General features: G+C 61.6%; 19 protein-coding genes and 3 tRNA genes. 12 read left to right on the top strand and 10 right to left on the bottom strand.

From position 1 onward, the window contains the following. Positions 1-541 precede the first annotated feature (541 nt). From dnaA to gyrB, 5 genes are all read left to right on the top strand, one after another. Positions 542-2,173 carry a chromosomal replication initiator protein DnaA gene (dnaA, locus tag HMPREF2792_RS10995; RefSeq protein ID WP_070533588.1) on the top strand — a complete coding sequence of 544 codons (1,632 nt, stop codon included), beginning with the start codon at positions 542-544 and terminating at the stop codon, positions 2,171-2,173. Between the two features lie 576 nt (positions 2,174-2,749). Further along, positions 2,750-3,931, top strand: coding sequence for a DNA polymerase III subunit beta (gene dnaN, locus HMPREF2792_RS10990; protein ID WP_070533586.1), 1,182 nt, complete (start codon positions 2,750-2,752; stop codon positions 3,929-3,931). 5 nt (positions 3,932-3,936) lie between these two features. Next, positions 3,937-5,115 carry a DNA replication/repair protein RecF gene (recF, locus tag HMPREF2792_RS10985; RefSeq protein WP_070533584.1) on the top strand — a complete coding sequence of 393 codons (1,179 nt, stop codon included), beginning with the start codon at positions 3,937-3,939 and terminating at the stop codon, positions 5,113-5,115. Beyond that, complete coding sequence (locus HMPREF2792_RS10980; protein ID WP_070521951.1) at positions 5,108-5,650, top strand: DciA family protein; 543 nt, start codon at positions 5,108-5,110, stop codon at positions 5,648-5,650. The genes recF and HMPREF2792_RS10980 overlap by 8 nt, the downstream gene beginning before the upstream one ends. 130 nt (positions 5,651-5,780) lie before the next feature. Next, positions 5,781-7,832 (top strand): DNA topoisomerase (ATP-hydrolyzing) subunit B, encoded by a 2,052-nt coding sequence (gyrB, locus tag HMPREF2792_RS10975; RefSeq protein WP_070521954.1) that lies wholly within the window; start codon positions 5,781-5,783, stop codon positions 7,830-7,832. Positions 7,833-7,905: 73 nt separating this feature from the next. Here gyrB and HMPREF2792_RS10970 read toward each other — a convergent pair whose 3' ends face one another. Genes HMPREF2792_RS10970 through HMPREF2792_RS10955 form a run of 4 tightly spaced genes read right to left on the bottom strand, consistent with a single transcriptional unit; the run spans position 7,906 to position 9,338 of the window. Then, entirely contained in the window at positions 7,906-8,352 is a 447-nt protein-coding gene (locus HMPREF2792_RS10970; RefSeq protein WP_070533582.1) for a DUF6918 family protein, read from the bottom strand. 10 nt (positions 8,353-8,362) lie between these two features. Then, complete coding sequence (locus HMPREF2792_RS10965) at positions 8,363-8,809, bottom strand: hypothetical protein (protein ID WP_070524948.1); 447 nt, start codon at positions 8,807-8,809, stop codon at positions 8,363-8,365. Between the two features lie 50 nt (positions 8,810-8,859). Next, positions 8,860-9,120 carry a cell filamentation protein Fic gene (locus tag HMPREF2792_RS10960; RefSeq protein ID WP_070521964.1) on the bottom strand — a complete coding sequence of 87 codons (261 nt, stop codon included), beginning with the start codon at positions 9,118-9,120 and terminating at the stop codon, positions 8,860-8,862. Further along, complete coding sequence (locus HMPREF2792_RS10955; protein ID WP_070533755.1) at positions 9,117-9,338, bottom strand: CopG family transcriptional regulator; 222 nt, start codon at positions 9,336-9,338, stop codon at positions 9,117-9,119. Before HMPREF2792_RS10955 ends, HMPREF2792_RS10960 begins: the two co-directional genes overlap by 4 nt. A 79-nt stretch (positions 9,339-9,417) precedes the next feature. On the opposite strand from HMPREF2792_RS10955, the gene gyrA reads away from it, so the two are divergent. The 4 genes from gyrA (at position 9,418) to HMPREF2792_RS10935 (ending at position 12,603) form a co-directional block, all read left to right on the top strand. After that, positions 9,418-12,006, top strand: coding sequence for a DNA gyrase subunit A (gyrA, locus tag HMPREF2792_RS10950; protein ID WP_070533580.1), 2,589 nt, complete (start codon positions 9,418-9,420; stop codon positions 12,004-12,006). A 3-nt stretch (positions 12,007-12,009) separates the two neighbouring features. Next, a complete protein-coding gene (locus tag HMPREF2792_RS10945; RefSeq protein ID WP_070521969.1) occupies positions 12,010-12,357 on the top strand; it encodes a DUF3566 domain-containing protein in 348 nt (115 codons plus the stop codon). Positions 12,358-12,444: 87 nt separating this feature from the next. Next, positions 12,445-12,521: transfer RNA gene (locus HMPREF2792_RS10940), tRNA-Ile, on the top strand. Positions 12,522-12,530: 9 nt separating this feature from the next. Then, positions 12,531-12,603 (top strand) — tRNA-Ala (locus HMPREF2792_RS10935). Between the two features lie 194 nt (positions 12,604-12,797). On the opposite strand, the gene HMPREF2792_RS10930 is transcribed toward HMPREF2792_RS10935, so the two are convergent. Further along, entirely contained in the window at positions 12,798-13,676 is an 879-nt protein-coding gene (locus HMPREF2792_RS10930; protein ID WP_070533578.1) for a polysaccharide deacetylase family protein, read from the bottom strand. A 170-nt stretch (positions 13,677-13,846) separates the two neighbouring features. On the opposite strand from HMPREF2792_RS10930, the gene HMPREF2792_RS10925 reads away from it, so the two are divergent. After that, a tRNA-Ala gene (locus HMPREF2792_RS10925) sits at positions 13,847-13,919 on the top strand. Positions 13,920-13,961: 42 nt separating this feature from the next. Here the strand turns inward: HMPREF2792_RS10925 and HMPREF2792_RS10920 are convergent. The 5 genes from HMPREF2792_RS10920 to HMPREF2792_RS10900 all read right to left on the bottom strand — a co-directional run bounded on the left by HMPREF2792_RS10920 (position 13,962) and on the right by HMPREF2792_RS10900 (position 19,162). Beyond that, positions 13,962-14,453, bottom strand: coding sequence for a GNAT family N-acetyltransferase (locus HMPREF2792_RS10920; RefSeq protein ID WP_070533576.1), 492 nt, complete (start codon positions 14,451-14,453; stop codon positions 13,962-13,964). 22 nt (positions 14,454-14,475) lie between these two features. Beyond that, the gene (locus tag HMPREF2792_RS10915) at positions 14,476-16,269 is read right to left on the bottom strand and encodes an ABC transporter ATP-binding protein (protein ID WP_070533574.1); all 1,794 of its coding nucleotides are present in this window, start codon (positions 16,267-16,269) and stop codon (positions 14,476-14,478) included. Continuing rightward, complete coding sequence (locus HMPREF2792_RS10910; protein WP_070533570.1) at positions 16,266-17,840, bottom strand: ABC transporter transmembrane domain-containing protein; 1,575 nt, start codon at positions 17,838-17,840, stop codon at positions 16,266-16,268. The genes HMPREF2792_RS10915 and HMPREF2792_RS10910 overlap by 4 nt, the downstream gene beginning before the upstream one ends. A 72-nt stretch (positions 17,841-17,912) precedes the next feature. Beyond that, complete coding sequence (locus HMPREF2792_RS10905; RefSeq protein WP_070533568.1) at positions 17,913-18,116, bottom strand: hypothetical protein; 204 nt, start codon at positions 18,114-18,116, stop codon at positions 17,913-17,915. Between the two features lie 170 nt (positions 18,117-18,286). Then, on the bottom strand, positions 18,287-19,162 hold the full coding sequence (locus tag HMPREF2792_RS10900; RefSeq protein WP_070533566.1) for a hypothetical protein: 876 nt from the start codon (positions 19,160-19,162) through the stop codon (positions 18,287-18,289). Between the two features lie 372 nt (positions 19,163-19,534). Between HMPREF2792_RS10900 and HMPREF2792_RS10895 the strand changes: the two genes are divergently transcribed. Together HMPREF2792_RS10895 and metE are read left to right on the top strand one after the other, a co-directional pair. Then, a complete protein-coding gene (locus tag HMPREF2792_RS10895; RefSeq protein WP_070533565.1) occupies positions 19,535-20,458 on the top strand; it encodes a methylenetetrahydrofolate reductase in 924 nt (307 codons plus the stop codon). Further along, positions 20,455-22,719: a 5-methyltetrahydropteroyltriglutamate--homocysteine S-methyltransferase gene (gene metE, locus HMPREF2792_RS10890; protein ID WP_070533563.1), complete on the top strand. Its 2,265-nt coding sequence runs from the start codon at positions 20,455-20,457 to the stop codon at positions 22,717-22,719. The genes HMPREF2792_RS10895 and metE overlap by 4 nt, the downstream gene beginning before the upstream one ends.

Genomic DNA, 22,719 nt, shown 5'->3' with positions numbered 1-22,719 from the left:
GCAGCTAGAACGCCACTTTTTGCCCACATGCTGCGCGGCAAGCGCCCCCTCTCGCCGTTCTTGCGCCGCGCTTGGCGCCACCGTGCCGAGCGCGCATAAAAGTGCGTTAGACAGCGCCCCCATAACGCGGTACAACTGAGGAATCGAATTCCACAGTCACCCACAGGGTGTGGATAACTCTCAATGAAGACTTGAGACTTTTGCTGTTTATGCAGGTTAACTGCATTGAGGAGCCGATGTACAGTTATCCACAGCTATGAGATAGGCTGTGGATAAACCACCTATCCACACTTGTGGATAACTTTGTGGATTCCGAGGTTACACACCAAAACATCGTGTGGAATCTTCGGTGGAAATTACAACTTCATGTGATTTCTCATCCTGTATCTCTCCTCATCCATCCGTCCATCCCCGATCCCCAACCCACAGTCACGCAGTAAATACTCAGCTCCCAAAGCCTCTTCTTCAGGGAACCGAGTAGGTGTGGCCGGCCCCGGCCGATGACACCGCGTGAACTGTAACTACACAGAAGGTAGGCGTTTTGTCTGATCCGCAAGCAGCCCTCCGGGCCAGCTGGAAAGCTGTGGTCAGTGATTTACTGGCTCAGTCCGAACAACCAAGTTCGGACGTACCCAATTTCTCCCATAGCCAGCGCCTCAATCTTCAACTTGTAGAACCCATCATGATCGGTGATGGCTACGCGCTGATCGCCGCCCCGCACGAGAACGCCAAGAATGTCATCGAGGCCGAGCTGGGGGAGTACATCACCCGCACCTTGTCGCAGCATATGGGGCGCCCTTGTTCTTTGGCCGTGACTATTGCGGCTCCGCCACAGCCGGCTCACGAGGAAACGCCTGAAGCGCCCGCACCCCAGCGCCCCATCCAAACCGAGGCGCCCGAGCACGGCATGGGGCACCAGGCACAGGGTTTCCAGCAGCCCATGCCGCCCACGCCACCTACTCAGCCAGAGACGCCAAGCCACCATCAACCGCGCTCCTGGGACACTGCGCATTCTCCGGCCAGCTTGGATGAGTTGGCACAGCACTACAGCGATCAGCAAAGCAGCGTTCCGAGTGGCTACCCCGAGGCAACCGGGCCGCGCATCCCGCGCGAGGAACCGGCGCACAACCCGAACCGCGAAAAGTCCCTCAACCCGAAGCACACTTTTGAAAACTTCGTCATCGGGTCCTCCAACCGTTTTGCCAACGGCGCCGCCGTGGCCGTGGCCGAAAACCCCGCCCGCGCCTATAACCCTCTCTTCATTTGGGGCGGCTCCGGCTTGGGCAAAACCCACCTTTTGCACGCGGCCGGTAATTACGCCCAGGTCCTGCATCCGGGTCTGCGCGTGAAGTACGTTTCCTCGGAGGAATTCACCAACGACTACATCAATTCCCTGCGTGATGACCGCCAGGAATCCTTCAAGCGCCGCTACCGCAACCTGGACATCCTCATGGTCGATGACATCCAGTTCCTCGAAGGTAAGGAGTCCACGCAGGAGGAGTTCTTCCACACCTTCAATGCGCTGCACCAGGCCAATAAACAGATCATTTTGTCCTCCGACCGCCCTCCGAAACAGCTGACCACGCTGGAGGATCGCCTCCGCACGCGCTTCGAGGGAGGTCTGATTACGGATATTCAGCCGCCAGACCTGGAAACGCGCATCGCCATCCTCATGAAGAAGGCCTCCGCGGACGGGACCGACGTCGATCGCTCGGTCCTCGAGCTCATCGCCTCTCGCTTCGAATCCTCGATCCGCGAGCTGGAGGGCGCGCTCATCCGTGTTTCTGCGTATTCTTCCCTGGTCAATGAACCGATCAGTTTGGAGATGGCGGAGATTGCCCTGCATGATCTAGCCCCGGATTCTGCGGATCGCCAGATCACCGCGGCGGCCATCATCGAGGTCACAGCGGATTACTTCGACATCGACGTGGATACCCTGCGCGGTTCTGGTAAGAAGCGCGCCGTCGCCCACGCCCGCCAGCTGGCCATGTATCTGTGCCGCGAGCTCACAGAGCTTTCCCTGCCGAAGATTGGTGATCAATTCGGCGGCAAGGACCACACCACCGTCATCTATGCGGACCGCAAGATCCGTAAGGAGATGACTGAGAACCGCAACACGTACGACGAGATCCAGGCCCTAACCCAACGCGTGAAGAACCACAACCAGCGCTAGCACCACGCAGCGCTTGGCGACGCCCCTGCCCACCTCCCGCAATTTCCTCCCCGCGGGCGTGGGTAGGGGCGTCTTTGCTATCCACCCAAAAGTTATCCACACCGTTATTCACAGCTGTGTAATTTCATTGTTGTAATTTGTAGATCCTTATCACGTTTTCTTCTTCCACAGCAGATCAGAAGGGTCATCGCCCTTGTGATTAACTCTGTGATCAGCGCAGACAGATCTGGGGATGAATTGTGGATAACTTTGACCCCGACCCAGTTACTCACATTTCTTGTCATTTGATCACAGTGATCCCACACCCTGACTCACAGATCGTTTCACCGTGAAGAGCTTGGCTTTTAGCGGGTTGTCCACAGATCCCACAGCGCTTATTACTACTCCTATTTTGTTTTCTCCCTAACCAAGAAGAAAAAGGATGTGTGTGATTCGTCGGCGCCCTGCACGGTCGCGCGCTTGAATCGCAAAGCACGGAAGGTGAATGACAAAATCCTGTGCTTCGGCACCGATCCTGTAAGTTGGAGTGAGCTTGCAAGAATCTTCCATCCGCAACTAGAGGAGCGTCTCACCATCATGGAGCAGTCCGTGTCATTTCGCGTTGCCAAAGATGATCTCGCTAACGCCGTAGCGTGGGTCGCGCGCAGCCTTCCTTCGAAGGTCACCCAACCAGTACTGCGCGCCATGCTGATCACCGCGGATGACAATGGTTTGGAATTCACCGGCTTCGACTACGAGGTTTCCACCCGCGTGCGCATCGCCGGCATGGTGGATGAGCCGGGACGCATCGCAGTGGCCGGTAAGTTGCTCTCTGACATCGTTGCTTCCTTGCCCAACAAGGAAATCGAGATGACGCAGGAGGATAACAAGGTTCTGTTGACCTGTGGTTCTTCGCGCTTCGAGCTGCCGCTCATCCCGCTGGATGATTACCCCCAACTCCCTGTCCTGCCGGAGGTCACCGGCACCATTAACCCGCAGCTCTTCGTCGAAGCCATCAGCCAGGTCGTTGCCGCGGCCGGCAAGGATGACACGCTGCCGATGCTCACCGGCGTGCACATTGACATCAATGGTTCTCACGTGGAAATGACGGCAACGGACCGCTTCCGCCTGGCCATGCGCACCTTCGAGTGGGAGCCGGTATCTCCTGACGTCCAGGCCAAGCTCCTCGTCCCGGCTAAGACGTTGCAGGAGACCGGCCGTTCCTTGGACACGCACCTCAACATCCCGGTTGAAATCGCCGTGGGCACTGGTGAGAACATCGCTGCGGAAGGCCTGTTCGGCCTGCATGCGGATAACCGCGAGACCACCACCCGCATGCTGGACGCGGATTTCCCCAACGTTGCACCCTTGCTGCCCAAGACCCACAGCGCTATGGCCAGCATTGAGGTTGCTCCGCTCCAGGAAGCCATTCGCCGCGTCTCGTTGTTGACGGATCGCAATGCGCAGATCCGCATGGAATTCCGCGAGGGCGAGGTGACCTTGGCAGCCGGTGCTGATTCCGGCCGCGCCAGCGAGTCCTTGCCTTGTGCTTTCAACGGCCGTGAGGACTTCGTCATCGCCTTCAACCCATCCTACCTCAAGGATGGATTGGCCGTGGTCCACACGGACCGCGTGGTCTTTGGCTTTACCGAGCCTTCGCGGCCTGCGATCATGATTCCGGAGCCGGAGGAGCTACCAGCGGCCAACGAGGACGGCTCGTTCCCGACTCCGGAGACTCATTTCACCTACCTGCTGATGCCAGTGCGCTTGCCAGGCTAGGCCGTATGTACATTCGCGATCTCGATGTCAGGGACTTCCGCTCCTGGCCCGAGCTCACCCTCAGGCTGAAACCGGGGATCACCCTGTTTGTCGGCCGCAACGGTTTCGGCAAGACCAATATCGTCGAGGCCATCGGGTATACCGCGCATCTTTCTTCGCACCGTGTGGCCCACGATGCCCCCCTCGTGCGCCACGGCGCGCACAATGCCCGCATCTCCGCCACCGCGGTGAACCAGGGCAGAGAGCTCACCGCGCACTTGCTCATCAAACCCCACGCGGCCAACCAGGCGCAGATCAACCGCACGCGCCTGAAGTCCCCGCGCGAGTTACTTGGCGTGGTGAAAACCGTGTTGTTTTCCCCGGAGGATTTGTCCCTCGTGCGCGGCGAACCTGCAGCACGCCGCCAGTATTTGGATGACATCATTGCCTCCCGCACGCCACGCCTGGCGGGAGTGAAAGCTGATTATGACAAGGTCCTGAAGCAGCGCAATGCCTTGTTGAAGTCGGCGTCGCCAAGCTTGCGCCGGGGCTACAGCGACAGTGACGGTGCCTCGGCGCTGGCCACTCTCGACGTGTGGGATACGCAGCTGTCTTCCCTCGGCGCGCAGGTGATTCAGGCACGCCTAGCGCTTGTCGACGAACTCCGCGAGCACATTCCCGCCGCTTATGCCGGGCTCGCCCCGGAGTCGCGACCGGCCGCCATTGACTACAAATCCACCGTGGACATCTCAGACCGCGAGGTTATCGAGGCCATGATGCTCACCGAGCTTGCCACGAAGCGTCAACGAGAGATCGAACGCGGCATCTCGCTCGTTGGCCCGCACCGCGACGATCTGGTGCTCAACCTTGGCACGAGCCCCGCCAAGGGCTTTGCCAGCCACGGCGAGACCTGGTCCTATGCCATCTCCTTGCGGCTGGCGGAGTTCAACCTGCTGCGCCAAGACGGCACTGATCCGATTCTCATCCTTGATGATGTCTTCGCCGAGCTCGATGCGAAAAGGCGCGAAAAGCTCGTTCACCTCGCCGCGGGTGCGGAGCAGGTGCTCATTACTGCGGCGGTGGATGAGGATTTGCCTGGAAATTTGCAGCCCATTGAACGCTTTACGGTCACAGTGCGCGACACCGACGAGGGCCGAATCTCCGAGATCACTCCGTATACGGCGGGCGGTGACGAGGATGACTGAGCAGGACTTCGATCCGGTCAAGGCGCTCTTCGAGCGCACGCGAAGTAATTCCAAGAATCCGCCGAAGCTAAACAAGCCGGCTCCCAAGATGAACCTGACGCCGACTCCTTCGGAGCAACAGCCAACGCCGTATCGGCGTGGCCGGCCGAGCGGACCCGATGGCCGCCGCCGGCGCCGCAGCCTCGAGATCCCTAGCCTCGGCGCACAGATTCAACGAGAGATTGGCAAACGCGGCTGGGAACACGAATTGGCTCATGGTTGGGTCATGGGTAATTGGGAAAACCTCGTCGGCGAGCGCATCGCCGCGCACACGCAACCGCTCACCATCAAAGAGCAGGTTGTCTACGTGGCGTGTGATTCTTCCAGCTGGGCCACCGAGTTGCGCTACCTGCAGCGCCCCATTTTGCAGAAGATTGCAGATCGCCTCGGCCCGGACGTGGTGGTTAAGCTGCACATTCAGGGCCCCAAGCAGCACCGCAACTATGAGGGCCGCCAATGGGTCAAGCCGCAAGGTTCGCAAGATACGTACGGCTGATTTTGGGTGACCGCGAAATTCACGCAAATTTGGGGCTCTCACGGGCGTGCAGTGCCCTTGCGTGGGGGGACACAGTGTAGAATGGCTAGAGTCTTAGATTTAGCTCTAGCCAAAAGGAGAACACGAATCCGTGGCTGAACAACACGCATATGATGCGGGGTCAATCACAATTCTGGAGGGCCTCGAAGCCGTCCGTAAGCGCCCCGGCATGTACATCGGTTCCACCGGTGCCCGTGGCCTGCACCACCTGATCTGGGAGATCGTTGACAACTCCGTCGATGAGGCGATGGCGGGCTTTGCCGACAAGGTCATCGTCACCCTCCGCGAAGACGGCGGCATCGAAGTTATCGATAACGGCCGTGGTATCCCGGTGGAGATGCACGCCTCTGGCGTTCCCACCGTCCAGGTGGTCATGACCCAGCTGCATGCCGGCGGTAAGTTCGACTCCGAATCCTATGCCGTTTCCGGCGGCCTCCACGGCGTGGGTATCTCCGTGGTCAATGCTTTGTCCACCCGCGTCGAGGCAGATATCAAGCGCGACGGCAAGCACTGGTACCAGAACTTCAACAATGCCATCCCGGATGAACTCGTGGAAGGCGATAATGCTCGCGGTACCGGAACCACCATCCGCTTCTGGCCGGACCCGGAGATCTTTGAGACCGTCGAGTTTAATTACGACACGATCGCTCGCCGCCTGCAGGAGATGGCCTTCCTGAACAAGGGCCTGACCATCGTGCTGCGCGATGAGCGCGCCATCTCTAAGGAACAGGCCGAACTGGAGGAGATCGCCGAGGCTGGCGATGCCCCAGTGAGCCTGAGCAGCTTGGATGAGAAGGGGGAGTCCACTGAGGCTGCCGACGGTGACGAAGACCAGGCCTCCAAGAAAAAGAAGAAGGAAGTCACCTACCACTACCCAAACGGTCTGCAGGACTATGTTGAGCACCTCAACAAGAACAAGACCGCCATCCACCCCACCATCGTTGCCTTCGACGTTAAGGGTGAGGACCATGAGGTGGAAATCGCGCTGCAGTGGAACCAGGGCTACAAGCAGTCCGTCCACACCTTCGCCAACACCATTAATACTCACGAAGGCGGCACGCACGAGGAAGGCTTCCGCGCGGCGCTGACCTCTCTGATGAACCGCTATGCCAAGGAGCACAAGCTCCTCAAGGAAAAGGATGGCAACCTTTCCGGCGAAGATTGCCGCGAAGGCCTTGCTGCCGTCATTTCCGTCAAGGTTGGTGATCCGCAGTTCGAAGGCCAGACCAAGACGAAGCTGGGTAACTCGGAGATTCGAGGATTTGTCCAGCGCTCCGTTAACGAGCACCTCAACGATTGGTTCGATGCCAACCCGGCTGAGGCCAAGGTCATCATCAACAAGGCCGTGTCCTCTGCGCACGCCCGCGTGGCGGCACGAAAGGCGCGCGAATTGGTACGCCGCAAGTCCGCCGGTGACCTCGGTGGCCTTCCGGGTAAGTTGGCGGATTGCCGTTCCAAGGACTCGAAGCTTTCTGAGCTCTACATCGTGGAGGGTGACTCCGCAGGTGGTTCCGCCAAGGGCGGCCGCGATTCCATGTTCCAGGCCATCCTGCCGCTGCGCGGCAAGATCCTCAACGTGGAAAAGGCCCGCATGGACAAGGTGCTCAAGAACGCTGAGGTTCAGGCCATCATCACGGCCCTGGGCACCGGCATCCACGAAGAATTCGACATTTCCAAGCTGCGCTATGACAAGATCGTGCTCATGGCCGATGCTGACGTGGACGGCCAACACATCGCTACGCTGCTGCTGACCCTGCTCTTCCGTTTCATGCCGCAGCTGGTTGAGGATGGCCACGTCTTCCTGGCTAACCCGCCGCTGTACAAGCTGAAGTGGGGCAAGGGCCAGCCGGGCTACGCCTTCTCCGACGCCGAGCGTGACAAGCTGCTTGCTGAGGGCCTGGAGCAGGGACGCAAGATCAACAAGGATGACGGCATCCAGCGCTACAAGGGTCTGGGTGAGATGAACGCCTCCGAGTTGTGGGAGACCACCCTGGATCCGACCACCCGCGTGCTTCGCCGTGTGGATTTGGAGGACGCCCAGCGCGCCGACGAGCTCTTCTCCATCCTCATGGGTGATGACGTGTCTGCTCGCCGCTCCTTCATTACCCGCCGCGCGAAGGACGTACGCTTCCTCGACGTCTAAACGCTAGGTCAAAACCCGCAAAGACCAGCACCTCATATGAGGTGCTGGTCTTATTTCGTCGTTAAGCAGGCGCTTAAACAGTAGTCATATGGCGCTGCAGAACGCTGCCGATGGTCGCGACGTTGGGCTCCAGAATCGAGGAGGCCTTGCCACGCAGGGACTTGTAGGTGCGGGCGATGCCAGGCGCGTTCACATTCTCCGCGGCCTTGTCCGCGGTTGCCATGATGGCGGCGGTAATCTCAGCGCTGCGCCCTTCCAGGTAGGTGCCGAAGTCGGACTGCTCAGAGCCTTCGAATTCCTTCCAGTAGGAATCCAGGCTATTGAGCAACTCCGGAAGCATGTGGTTGATTCCCTTGGACAAGACCTTAGAATCTGCCTTCTTGGCAGCGCCTAAAGCGCCTTTGAAGGCCATTCCGGAAATGCCGGAGAGCGAAGAGACGGTGTCATCGGCGGCCGTGGCCAAGTCCGCCACTACGGCGTTGCGGGTAGGGGATTGGAGAAGCTGGGTGAGGTTTGTCATACAGGCGAGCTTACTGTGCCGGTGCGGTGGATCCCGCCTTGAGCGCGGCGAGCTGGTCAGCAATCTCCGGGAAGCCATTGGTGCGGGCCAGGCGCTCGAGGTCGAAGTCGAGGCCACCTTCGTAGAGGCGGCTGTTCTCAGAAGAACCGGAGGAGCCGGCCATCCCGATCTGGGCGGCAAACTCGTCTACCTGGGCGCGCAGTGCCGGGACGTTATCCACTACTAGCTTGAGCAGTGCCGCTGCGGCGGCGATGCTACCGCCGATGATGAGCGTCATGTCGATCGGGGTGGAGCCGGTGAGGGAGGAGCCGGCTTCGCCCTGCTCGAAGTCGGGGTTGAGGTTGTTCTGCCAGTCATTGTCGGCGGTCTTAGCGCTCGCAGCCGGCGTTGCGGCGGTGGCGAGGGTGGTAGCCACGACACCGGCGGCGAGGAACTTCTTCAAAGACTTCGAGGGCATAGGGGGATTCCTTCCTACAAGGGAATAGAGACTTCTATATCATGTTTAACTTACATAACTTCTGCAACAGAAAGATAGACCTCGGCGCAAAATCGCGCGAATTCTTCATTCTTTCCGCTGAGCGCGGGGACAGAACGCAAGACTGTCTCCAGTGATTCCGCCGCCGCATCGCGGTTGCCATGAACGGCAATTCCCTCAATGGTGGCCGTGCTCGCGGCGGCCGCGGCGGCTAGTGCGGCGAAATTACTAATCCGTACCCGATGGGCCCGGCAAAACTCACGGGCGACGAGGAGCAGTTGTTCCACGTTCACTGGCGTGCGCCTCGGGCCTGGCGGATCTCCGCTTCTAATTCTGAACGCCCAGGCAGCAGCCGGCGCGCGGTATCCTGTACGGCGGCATCGGTGAGGGTTCGCGCAGCCGCCGCAACAACGGCGCGGACCACCGCCTCGTGCTTGGAGGTTCCTTGCGCGGAAGCCAACAAGGTCAGCGCATGGTCTTGGTCCGGGGTCAGGCGCAGCGTCATAGCCATAGAGGACATGGTATCATCGTGATACCACAGCTGTGCCACAAACGGCCTTATACGGCCCTAGAAGGTAGGATAGGGCGTTATGAGCGACAATAACGGTGATCTTTTCGATCGCATCCAACCAATTGACATCAATGAGGAGATGGAGTCGAGCTACATCGACTACGCCATGTCCGTCATCGTCGGCCGCGCCCTGCCGGAGGTGCGCGACGGCCTCAAGCCGGTTCACCGCCGCATCCTCTACGCCATGTATGACTCCGGTTACCGCCCGGATCGCGGCTACGTAAAGTCCGCCCGCCCAGTCTCGGACACGATGGGCCAGTTCCACCCGCACGGTGACGCCGCTATCTACGACACCCTCGTGCGCCTAGCCCAGCCGTGGAACATGCGCTATCCGCTGGTCGACGGCCAAGGTAACTTCGGCTCCCGCGGTAATGACGGCCCGGCAGCTATGCGTTATACCGAGTGCCGTATGACGCCGCTGGCCATGGAGATGGTGCGCGATATTCGCGAGAATACCGTCGACTTCGCGCCGAACTATGACGGCAAGACCCAGGAACCGACTATCCTGCCTTCCCGCGTTCCGAACCTGTTGATGAATGGCTCCGGCGGTATCGCCGTCGGTATGGCCACCAACATTCCGCCACACAACCTCAACGAGTTGGCGGAGGCTATTTACTGGCTGCTGGATAACCCGAATGCTTCTGAGGAAGAAGCCTTGGCTGCGTGCATGGAGCGCGTCAAGGGCCCAGATTTCCCGACTGCGGGTCTCATTGTGGGCGATCAAGGCATCAAGGATGCCTACACTACCGGCCGCGGCTCCATCCGCATGCGTGGCGTGACCTCCATTGAGGAGGTGGGCAACCGCCAGACCATCGTGATCACTGAGCTGCCCTACCAGGTCAACCCGGACAACATGATCTCCAACATCGCGGAGTCCGTGGTCAACGGCAAGATCGCCGGAATTGCCAAGATCGAGGACGAGTCCTCTGACCGCGTGGGTATGCGCATCGTGGTCACCCTGAAGCGTGATGCTGTGGCCCGCGTTGTCCTCAATAACCTGTACAAGCACTCCCAGCTGCAGACCTCCTTCGGTGCCAACATGCTCTCCATCGTCGATGGCGTGCCGCGCACCCTGCGCCTCGATCAGATGCTGGGCTACTACGTTGCACACCAGATTGAGGTCATCGTCCGCCGTACCCAGTTCCGCCTGGATGAGGCCGAGAAGCGCGCCCACATCTTGCGCGGCTTGGTCAAGGCGCTCGACATGCTCGATGAGGTCATCGCGCTCATCCGCCGTTCCCCGACGGTGGAAGAGGCCCGTGACGGCCTGATGCAGCTTCTCGGCGTCGACGAGATCCAGGCAGACGCCATCCTGGCGATGCGTCTGCGCCGCCTGGCCGCCCTGGAACGTCAAAAGATCATTGATGAGTTGGCGGAGATCGAGGAGATCATCGCGGACCTCAAGGACATCCTGGCCCGCGAGGAGCGCCAGCGTCAGATCGTCCACGATGAGCTGGAGGAGATCGTCGAAAAGTACGGCGATGAGCGCCGTACCCAGATCGTCGCCGCTTCCGGTGACGTGTCCGATGAGGACCTCATTGCCCGCGAGAACGTCGTTGTCACCATCACCGCTACCGGTTACGCCAAGCGCACCAAGGTGGATGCCTACAAGGCGCAGAAGCGCGGTGGCAAGGGTGTGCGCGGCGCGGAGCTCAAGCAGGACGATATTGTCAAGAACTTCTTCGTCTGCTCCACGCACGACTGGATCCTGTTCTTCACCAACTTCGGCCGCGTCTACCGCCTCAAGGCCTACGAGCTTCCGGAGGCCGGCCGCACCGCCCGCGGCCAGCACGTGGCCAACCTGCTGGAGTTCCAGCCGGAGGAGAAGATCGCCCAGGTCATCCAGATTCAGTCCTACGAGGACGCTCCTTACCTCGTCCTTGCTACCCAGCAGGGCCGCGTGAAGAAGTCCCGCCTCACCGACTACGAATCCGCACGCTCCGCTGGCCTCATCGCCATCAACCTCAACGAGGGCGATGCGCTGATCGGTGCCCAGCTGGTCAACGAGGGCGATGACATCCTGCTCACCTCTGAGCAGGGCCAGGCCATCCGCTTTACTGCCGACGACGACCAGCTCCGCCCAATGGGCCGCGCTACCGCTGGTGTGAAGGGTATGCGCTTCCGCGGCGATGACCAGCTGCTGTCCATGTCTGTGGTCAACGACGGTCAGTTCCTCCTGGTTGCCACCTCCGGCGGCTACGGCAAGCGCACGGCCATCGAAGAGTACACCCCGCAGGGCCGCGGCGGCCTGGGCGTGATGACCTTCAAGTACACCCCGAAGCGCGGCAAGCTCATTGCGGCTATCGCCGTGGACGAGGATGACGAGATCTTCGCCATCACCTCCGCCGGCGGCGTGGTGCGCACTGAGGTCAACCAGATTCGCCCGAGCTCCCGCGCCACCATGGGCGTGCGTTTGGTTAACCTGGCTGACGACGTCGAACTGCTGGCCATCGACCGCAATGTGGAGGACGACGGTGAGGAGAATGCCCAGGCAGTGGCCAAGGGTGAGAAGTCCGTGGAGGACGTCAAGCCTGAGCACCTCAAGCTTGGGGAAGACTCCAAGCAGGACGAAGCTGGAAGCAAGGATGCCGATAAGGACGAGGAGTAACCCATGATTGGACGAGAGCTTCACCTAGCCCGGATTTCGCCCATGTCGGCGTTCCGCGTTGGCTTGGCCATGTCCCTCGTCGGCCTCGTCGCCTGGATCATCGCCGTGTGCCTGTTGTATCTCGGCCTTGACCAGGCGGGCATCTGGGATTCCTTCAATAGTCTTGTCGGCGGTGTTGGCGGCGGCTTCGAGGTTTCCTTTGGACTGGTCGTCTCCGCGGCCGCACTGTTTGGTGCCATCATCGCTGTGCTGATGACCATCCTGGCGCCGCTTCTGGCGGTGATTTACAACGCCATCGTGGACGTCTTCGGTGGATTCAAGATTCGCCTCCAAGACGAACCGCATAACTAGCGAATATCACCGAGAAAAACTACATATGACCAGGCGATTTGTAATAGATCGCCGGTCCTATGTAGAGTAACTACTCGTTCCGGTCAAGGGCCTATAGCTCAGTCGGTTAGAGCGCATCGCTGATAACGATGAGGTCGCTGGTTCGATTCCAGCTAGGCCCACCACGGAACAATGGGGCATTAGCTCAATTGGTAGAGCATCTGCTTTGCAAGCAGAAGGTCAGGAGTTCGATTCTCCTATGCTCCACAGCATAAGTGGAAGGCGCCCGGCGGAAACGTTGGGCGCTTTTCGCGTTCGGCCAAACTGGTCACACGGGGGCGGGTTAAAGGACCAAACTAAAGGCACCATATGGAGACCTCCGACCCGAAAACACCAGGTAGATGGATACGGAAATCTGCATAAGGTGCCTTTAGTTTGGTCCCAGAACAGGCTGCTGTGCGCTAGCGGGTGAGGTATTGCTTTCCCGCCTGCGGATTGGGGATGAGGCGGTCGAGGCTGACTGGCTCCAGGCCCTTCGCGCGCAGTCCGTCGATGACGCAGTCTGCGGCGCCTACGGTTGTGGCGTGAATGTCGTGCATGAGGACGATGGAGCCGGGCTGCGCGCCGTTGACTGCGGCCTCGCAGACGTGCTCAGAATTGCGGTCCTTCCAATCCACGGTGTCGACGGACCACAGGGCTTGCGCCTGGCCATTAGCCTTCGCAGCGGCCTCCACAGTGCCGTTGGTGGCACCGTACGGGGGACGCATCCACCGAGGGTTCTCACCCGTTGCTGCCTTGATTGCGGCGGCCCCGGCCTTGATCTCGCCGTCCACGTCGCTGGGGGAGAGCTTGTTGAGCTCGCGGTGGGATGCGGTGTGGTTTCCCACGGTGTGGCCCTCAGCCTTCATGCGGCGCAGCAGCTCCGGGTGCGCGGTGGCACTGGGAGCTAAGACCATGAAGCTGGCGTGGGCGTCCTTGGCCTTCAGGGTGTCGAGGAGCTGAGCGGTCAACTCGCCGGGGCCATCGTCATAGGTGATAGCCACGCAGTTGGAGCAGGTGGAATCAGCAACCGACTGCGACTGCCGTTTGCCGGTCGGCGCGGGCTTCTGAGCGGGCCGCGAGGAGCCGGCAAACACGGGATTGTTCTGCAGCTCCTTGGGAAGAGCGTCGTAGGCGTCCTGTTCCAGCTGTTTAAGGTCCTTCTGGACGTCGGGGAGTTGTGGCAACGTCGGCTGCTGAATCACCGGATGAGGAAGCTCCGCAGCGGTAGCCGTGCTGGGCAGGGCCGTGGCTGCTGCAAGGGCGATGAGGGAGCGGACAAGAACACTTTTTCGGCGCATGACAACCTTCCACAGACTTTTTCAGACCCCTCATTGTCTGCCCGGTGAAGGTGCATTATCCCTAGTGACACGCAACTAGAGTGAAAAAAGTTAACTCCTGAGGTTTTATTAGGCCCGTCCTGGGGGTGATTTCGTTGCTTTCACCGAGAGGAGTACGCTCTAAAGGCATTGGGGCATTAGCTCAGTTGGTAGAGCGTTGCGTTCGCAATGCAAAGGTCAGGGGTTCGATTCCCCTATGCTCCACAGGGCGCTCACACAGTGAGCGCCCTTTCTTTTCCGGTTGGGTTATTCAGCAGCCTTAAAGCGCTTGACCAGGACGATGTGACCATCGCTTTCGCCCACCGGCTCAAAGCCGAGGTGCAGGTAGAGACGGTGGGCGCGGTCGTTGTCTTTAGCCACCGACAGCGAGATGCCCGGAGCACCCATCTCGCGGGCGAGGTTAGTGGCGGCGTCGATAAGCATGGTGCCCACTCCTTGGCTGCGGAAGCGAGGTTCCACAGCTAGCGCGAGCTCCGGAATGCCCTCGGCAACGTGGCCGAAACCATGGCGCTCAGCTGTGCCCCAATTCAGCCACACGCCACCAGCAGGGACGTGGCCCTCCCAGGCGATGAAACCTCCGCGGGAAGGTTCCCAACCGCCGAGGTAGTAGTCAAAGCCTTCCTCGAAACCTTCAGGGAGTTCCTTGTGCTCATCGCCGAAGGTATCGGCAAGAAAGTTAATACGGGCGAGGTAGGTGCGGTCAGCTTCGGTGAGGGAAAGAAGATGCATAGCTTCCATGGTAGGACGCGGCGTGCACCACCTATGAGCCGTGCTCCCATTGGGAATAGGCCGAGGCATAGCGCCCGCCCAGGTCCATCAGCTCGGCGTGGGTGCCATCCTCAACGATCTGACCCTGTTCCATGACGATGATGCGGTCGGCCTCGCGGGCCTGGTCCAGGCGGTGGGCAACGACGAGCGCGGTGCGCCCCTTGGTGACTGCCTTGGCGGCGCTTTCGAGTACCTTGGCGTGCTCGGAGCCGGCTTCGGAGGTGGCCTCATCCATAATGAGCACCGGCGGCTGGCGCAGGATCATGCGAGCCAGGGAAAGCTGTTGCTCGGCCTCCGCACCGATCTCTTCGTTGCCCGCACCAATGAGCGTATCGAGGCCCTGGGGCAGCCACCGCGAATGTTTATCCAAGCCCACGGTGTTAAGCGCCTGCCATAGATCCTCATCGCTGGCGTCAGGTTTGGCCAGGAGCAGGTCCTCGCGCAAGGTGCCGGAGAAGAGATGGACTTCTTGGGTAATGAGCGCGACGTGCTCTGTAATCCACGTATTGGGCACTGAGGCGGTATCGATGCCATCGAGGCTGATGTTCCCCGCCGATGGGTACTGCAGGCCCGCCACGAGGGCGGCGAGCGTGGATTTACCCGCACCGGAGGTACCCACCAGGGCGGTGGTGGTGCCGGCGGTGAGGGTCAGGGAGACGTCGTCAAGCACGCGTGCCCCGCCGGGGTAGGCGTAGGAAAGGTGCTCGATGGAGATGGTGGGGGCGTCGTTCAGCCGGGGAGTGTCCTTGAGCTCCTTCGTACCAGCGCTGTTGTCCAAGGTGGCCAGGGCCACCGCGCGGCCGAGGGACGTCACGGAATGCTGGATCTCGCCGGCGAAGAAGAGGATGTTGAACACGTGGATCTCCAACCGCATGACCAGCAGCACGGCGGCGGTGGCCTCGCCAGGTGTCAACCATTCCCACATCACCATCGGCACGGACATGAGGACGGAGCCCAGCAGCAACACCGCGAAGGCCAGGGCGCCTTGGCCCAGGATGCGGTTGATGAGCGGCACCTTGTCGCCCCAGGCCTGTACCGTGTCCCAGGAATAGCGCTCCATGCGTGCATGCGCCCAATCCTTCAGGGAGAACTGGCGGAGGGTCTCCAGGGCGCGAATCGTGTCCAGCAGCACGTTGTTGCGGTAGGCCTCCACCGAGGACACCTCGTTGGCCACGGCGGGGATATCCCGCATGGTGCCGCGGATGAAGGGGTAGAGCAGACAACTTACCGCGATGAAAAGCAGCGCATAAGCGGGGTGAATGAAGATCATCATGAGCGCGGTCAGCGGCAGCATGAAGAGCGTGAGCACGAGGCGGTCACCCATCATGGAGATGGTCATGACGACGGTGTCGATGTCCTTGGATAGGCGCGTGATGATGTTACCGGTGCCCAATTCCATGACGGCGGGCACGGGGGCGCCGAGGGTGGAATCCAGCGCTGAGGTGCGCAGATCCACCGAGAGCCGGCGGGTGGTGGAGGTAACCAATAAGCGGCCCACGGTGCGGCCGGTGACCTCCACGAGGAAGCCCACCGCGATAACAACGAGCGCGCCCACCATGGCTGCGCGCCCCGTGCCAAGGATGGGGATCTCCACGCCCTGGATGATGTCCACGACGCGGCCAAGCACCTGGGAGACCAGGTTCATCATGATGACCGTAACGGTAAACAGGCCGAAGAAAAGGGCGATGCCAAGCCGACTGGGCGCACTGGGCAGGGTCTTCAGAAAACGGAGACACTCCCGCGGGGAGGCAGGTGCAAGGGCATCCGCGCGATCCTGCTGGCTCATAGCTCCACCACCTCATCGGCGTTGGCGGCCCACGTGGAGGCGGATGTAATGATCATGGTGGTCTTGCCGGCGCGCAGTTCACGCACGCGCTTGGCGACGTCCGCCAGGGTCAACGAATCCAGCCCCGTCGTGGGGTTGTCCAGCACGAGGACATCGGGGTCGAGGGCGAGCGCGCGGGCAAGCGCGACGCGCTGGCGCTGGCCGCCGGAGAGGTTGAGGCCCGCCTCACCGATGGGCGCGGTGGGCAGCTCACCGTTGGGACCAAGCCCACCGAGGCGGATAACAATATCCTCGCAGGCGGAGGCGTAAAGGGCGGCGTGAAGCTGCGTAGCGCTAGCACTTCGCAGCGGATCGACGTTGTCCTGCAGGGTGCCCTCCAACACGGAGATGCGGTGGGGCGGGCACAAGGCACCGTGCTCATGGAGGTAGCGCACCCAAGAGTCCACGGTGCTGCGCCCCTTTGTGCTGATAGGCATCCACACGTGCAAGCCGGGGGAGAGGTTAATCGGCGTGCCGGCGGCCTCAGTGGTGTTGGAAGAAAGCTGGCCGAGCAGCTCGCCGACGCGCTCCACGGAGGCACGTGCCCGCGCCCAGTTCTCCGTGAGCAGGCCGAGAGACACACCTAATGCTGTGAGCGCGGGCGGGACGAGCATGGTGATCGCCATCATCCCGCCGGGGGCGATGCGGCCCTCGAAGGTTTCCCAGGAGGTCCAGGCAAGAATGCCCACGGCAAAGGAGGCGGGAACCATCTGGCGCAGCCAGGCCATGAGGGAGGATAGCTTGGCCTCGCGGAGCATGGCGCCCAAGGAGTTCTGGGCGGCGTCGGAAAAACGTTGGCGCGCGATGTCCTTGGCGCCGAGGCCTTTGATGACCCGGGAGCCTTGAGCGAAGTCCGTGGCGAGTGAAAGCGCGGTGTTCTCCAACTGGCGGCGGCGCGCGGCGATCCTCGTCAGCGGCTTCGTGGTGGCCCAGGAGGCCAGCGCGGTGGCGAGTGCGCCAACCAGCAGCACAGCTGAGACCTGCCAGGAAATCGGGGCCAGGCTGACCACCGCGCCCAAGAGGTAGCCCACCATGACCAGTGGGAAGTTGAGGATCTGCTTGAGTTGGCCGATGTAGTGCGAATCCTCATCCATCGTGTTGAGCAGCCGGCCGGGGCTAATGCCTGCGGTGGAGGCACCCAGCAGCTTATCCAGCAGGTTCAACCGCAGCGTATGGGTGGTGCGGGCTTGGCTCAGATCCGTGAAGGCATCCGCCGTGGCCTCGCAGATATAGGCGATGAAGAGGAGGATCGCCGTGGCCGCAAGCGGCAGCGCTACGGTGCGCCAGGAAGGCTCGGAGAAGGCATACTGCGTGGTCTGGCCGATGATGACGGAGACCAACGCGCCCAGCGGCGCGTTGATGAGGGTGGCAACGAAGATGCCGATAACGCCGGTGCGCTGGGCACCAAGCAGCCGCCACGTGGCGGCGCCGAGCCGGGAGAAATCGGTGGTCTCGGTGAGGGAAACCTCGCCGGTAGGTGGCTCATCGGGGAGATACCACGACCACGTCCGCATGCGTGGATAGTGAGTCATAAACACTCATCCTATAGCGCAGGACGCATAAGGGAGTGATTCAGATTACTATCGGTGACTCACTGTGGGGAATTAAGCCAAGTGGTAGTTCTCCACGTCATAGCCGTTGAACTCGCGGTCGACTCCATAATCATCGACGGAGCTAAACTGCGTGCCGTTTTCAATGGCAAAGCGCAGGTTATCCACGCGGGTGGACGGATCGCCGCTCACGGCACCTGCGGGGAAATAAAAGGTCTCCCCGCTCTTGAGCTTGACTACGAGCGACTCAAAGCTCATGCCTGATCTCCTTGCCTGCTGTTGATAGGGCTTCCCGCGCAAAACAGCGCGCGGGCACCGATCTTTGAGGATCGATGCCGATTAGCCTTCAATTCAAGCAGGTCGGGCGCGCGGGGGCAACGCAGTGAGATCAAGGCAACGAAATGCGCACCCCCAAGGATGGGGGGGGGTTAGTTCTCGTCCTCGGTCTGGAGGCGGTGCTTGCCTTCGGACTCATGGTCATCGGTGATGCGGGAGGTGTCGGCATCCTTCTTGTCGGCGTTGCTGACCTCGATTTCGGTCTCGACGGCGTCCTGAATAGCGGTTTCTTCCTCGCGGTGCTTGGCCAGCTGCTCATCCAGCGAGCCCAGCAGCTCTTCGTCGCGCTCGACGACGCCCTCCTCAGCCAAGTCGGACTCCTTCTTGGCATCATCCTCAGTGGTGGAGGTGTAGACCAAGGTGGAGCCCTGCGGCGCGGACGGGGAGGAGAAGTCCTCAACGCGCGGCGGAACGGCGGATTCCTTCTCCTTCTTCTGGGCGAAGAAGTAGTAGATGCCACCGCCGATGGCAGCAATGGCGGCAACGAGCGCGGAGATCAGCCAGATCTTCGAGCCCTTCTTCTTGTCCTTGCCGCTGAGGCGGCGGGCCTTCTTCTGCAGCTGGGCGCTCTGCTTCTGCGCCTTCTTCTCAGCCTTAGAAGCCTTCTTCTTAGCCTGCTTGCGGGCCTTGGAGGTCTTCTTTTCTGCCTGCTTCTGGGTCTTTTTCCACTGCTTGGAGGCCTTGTCCTGGGCCTCTGATGCAGCCTCAGAGAGCTTCTCGGTGGCTTCCTCGCTGCGCTCCTTGAGCTGTTCGAGGGTGCGCTCGAGGCGGGCGTGCGCGGCCTTGGTCACGGCACCGGCTTCGCGGCGGGCCTCCGGGAACCACTCGCCATCGCGCTCTTCCATGCGGGCAGCCGCAGTTTCCAACACGGAGTAGGCCTCACGAGCCTTCTCATCGCGGCGTTCCTTGAGGCGCTCCACCAGGGCGGAGGTGGCGCTAATAGCTGTGGACAGTGCGGTGGGGTTCATCGGGAGAGATGCTCCTTTACGTCGATGCTGAGGTAGTTGCTCTGTGGGTAATAGTTTATGGAGTGATTGTCGGCACCGGACGGGACACTGTACATGAGTGTCCGCGTTGGTGCTGGTTACTCCCTTTCAGCGTAGTGGCGGCAGCCACGTCCTGCCACCACGGGCCGCAAGGAGGGAGCGGTTCAAAGAAAATAGACAGCTTTGTACGGAACAGTCGCCTTTTTATTCACCGTAGGTTTCGGCAACGGTGCAGCTGGCTGGGTTAGAAAGGTATGACCATTGCATAAATGCTTTCGATCAAAATGGACAGCTTGGTACGTTTTTCCCCAACGCAAAGATGACCGACCACGATAACCTGCAGAGGAGGTGAGCATGTCCCCGCGACTCTCCGCATCCGCGCCACTAGACCAAATCAGCGAAGATACGCCTAAGCGCCCACAGCGCACCGCTCTCTCCTTCGAGGTGATCCCGCCGCGCCACGATGCGGACGCCAAAAAGATTGACCGCTTGCTCGACACGCTTGCCGCATATAACCCCGATTACATCGCCGTCACCAGCTCCCAGCGCTCCGGGTGGCTGGAGGGAACCGCGGCCTTCATTGAGAAGATTTCGCGAGATACCGCGATGCGTCCCCTGGCGCACCTGGCCTGCACTGCCGGCACGGAGGAAGAGCTCGTTGGCTGGATCGACACGCTCGTCGACGCCGGCGTGCGCGGCCTTCTCGCGCTCCGCGGCGACCTGCCAGAGGGCGGCATGCCCGAAGGCCACCTGCCGCACGCCGACTCCCTCGTCCGGCTCATTCGCCGCTGGGAATCTGCCCGCGTGGCGCGCTTGGCCGCTGGGCGCTTGGCCGTGGGCGTGGCTTGCTACCCCAACGGCCACGCCGAGTCCGCCACGGCGGACGAGGACATCGACGTTCTCCTGGCCAAGCAACGCCTCGGCGCCGACTTCGCCATCACCCAGCTCTTCTTCGACGCGGAGGATTACGTCCGCTTCGCCCAGCGCGCCCGGCTGGCGGGCGTGCGCATTCCGCTCATTCCCGGGATCATGCCGATGACTAGCCGCGCTCGGGTGGAGCGAATGTGCCAGCTGTCCGGGCTGGACGGGCCGACCAAGGTCCTCGACCAGCTCGCGGCAGCGAACTCCCCCGAGGAAGAGAAAGAAATCGGCATGCAGATTACGGCCTCCCTGGCGAAATCGGTGATGAACGCCGGCGCCGACGGGCTGCACATCTACACGCACAACAATCCAGACATTACGACTGACCTGCTTAATCGAATTGGAGTCACCCCATGACCGCACCATTCCCCAAGGCCACTATTGAGGGCTACCCGCGCGTCGGCGCCCACCGCGAACTCAAGCGTGCGCTGGAGTCCTACTGGTCCGGCAAGATTGATGCCGAGACCTTCGAATCCGCCGCGCACTCCCTGCGCCTCGATACCTACGCCCGCCTCAAGGAGCTGGGTCTCACGGAGGATTACGCCATCCCGGCCGACGTTGCCTACTACGACCACGTCCTGGAAACCGCCCTGACTGTAGGCGCTGTCCAGGGCGAGAGCCTCGATGACGAATTCACCCTGGCTCGCGGTAACAAGGACACCGCGCCGCTGGAGATGACCAAGTGGTTCGACACCAACTACCACTACATCGTCCCGGAGATCGCCGATGACCAGGCCTTTACCGCCCGCCCGCAGCGCGTGCTCAAGATCGTGGAGGAGGCCCGCGCCGCCGGCCACACCGTCCGCCCGGTCCTCGTTGGCCCGGTGACCCTGCTGGCCCTGTCCAAGCTGGCCGAGGGCGCCACCAAGCAGCCCCTCGACCGCCTTGATGAGCTCGTGGACTCCTACCTCACCGTATTGGCTGAGCTTCACGACGCCGGCGTCGAATGGATCCAGCTCGCCGAGCCGGCCCTCGTAGCCGACCTCGCCGCGGCTGACGACGCCACCTTGGCTGCCGCACTCAAGTCCGCCTATGGCCGCATCCTTGGCACGAAGAAGCGCCCGCAGGTCTACCTGACCACGCCCTATGGTTCCCTCAATGCTGGCCTTGACGTCATCGCTGAGCTCAAGCCGGAAGCTGTCCAGGTGGATCTCTCAGTGGGCACCTTGGCGCTGGACAACTCCTACCTCGAGCGCGTCGCCAAGCTTGCCGAAGCCACCCACCTCTCCGCCGGCCTGGTCGACGGCCGCAATGTCTGGGCCGCCAACCTCCGCGACCTGCGCGAGAAGCTCGAGACCCTCGGCGAAGGCGTTTCTGTAACCACCTCCGTGTCCCTGCAGCACGTCCCGCACACCGTCGAGGCGGAGACCTCCCTGCCGGTCGACGTTGCCACCTGGTTCGCCTTCGCCGACGAGAAGATCCGCGAGGTCGTAGCACTCGCCGCCGGCCCGCTCGACGCCCCGGAGGCATACGCGCAGGCCGACCGCGCCGTGCGCACCCGCGCCGAGTCCTCACGTATCCACAACCAGGCCGTGCAGGAGCGCACCGCGCAGCTGCCGGAGGGCCAGGTCCAGCGCCAGCCGGAGTTCGCGGAGCGCAACAAGGCACAGGAGGCCCTCGGCCTGCCGCAGCTGCCGACCACCACCATCGGTTCCTTCCCGCAGACCTCTGAGATCCGCGCTGCCCGCGCCGCGCACCGCAAGGGCGAGCTCTCCGATGCCGACTACACCGAGGCCCTGCGCAACGAGGTGAAGTCCGTCATCGAGCTCCAGGAGCGCTTGGGCCTCGACGTCCTGGTCCACGGCGAGCCGGAGCGCAACGACATGGTGCAGTACTTCGCCGAGCTTCTCGACGGCTTCGTCGTCACCGAGAACGGTTGGGTCCAGTCCTACGGTTCCCGCTGCACCCGTCCGCCAATCGTCGTCGGCGACATCTCCCGCCCGAAGGCCATGACCACCGAGTGGGCGAAGTTCGCGCAGTCCCTGTCCGAGAAGCACGTCAAGGGCATGCTCACCGGCCCGGTGACCATCCTGGCCTGGTCCTTCGTGCGCGATGACGTCCACCAGTCCGTCTCCGCCGACCAGCTCGGCGTGGCGCTGGCCGACGAAGTCCGTGACCTCGAAGAGGCCGGCATCGACATCATCCAGATCGACGAGCCCGCCCTGCGTGAGCTGTTGCCGCTGCGCGAGCAGGACCGCAAGGCTTACCTCGACTGGGCCGTGCGCTCCTTCCGAGTGGTTTCCTTGCAGGCGAAGCCTGAAACCCAGATCCACACGCACCTCTGCTATTCGGAGTTTGGCCAGATCATCGACGCTGTCGCCGGCCTCGACGCCGATGTCACCTCCATCGAGGCCGCCCGCTCCCGCATGGAGCTGCTCGAGGACATCGATGAGAAGTTCCACTCCGAGATCGGCCCCGGCATCTATGACATCCACTCGCCGCGCATCCCGTCCGTGGCGGAGATGGCCGAGCTCATCCGCGCGGCACTCAAGAACGTGCCGGTCGAACGTCTGTGGGTTAACCCGGACTGCGGCCTGAAGACCCGCGGCTACGAGGAGACCGAGGCCTCCCTGCGCAACCTGGTCCTCGCCCGTGACGAGGTCCGCTCTAGCCTCTAG

Origin of the sequence: Corynebacterium sp. HMSC068H04, assembly GCF_001811255.1 — a bacterium.
GTDB lineage: Bacteria > Actinomycetota > Actinomycetes > Mycobacteriales > Mycobacteriaceae > Corynebacterium > Corynebacterium hesseae.
The sequence above is the reverse complement of the archived record's forward strand: the minus strand, read 5'-3'. Positions and strand labels throughout refer to the sequence as shown.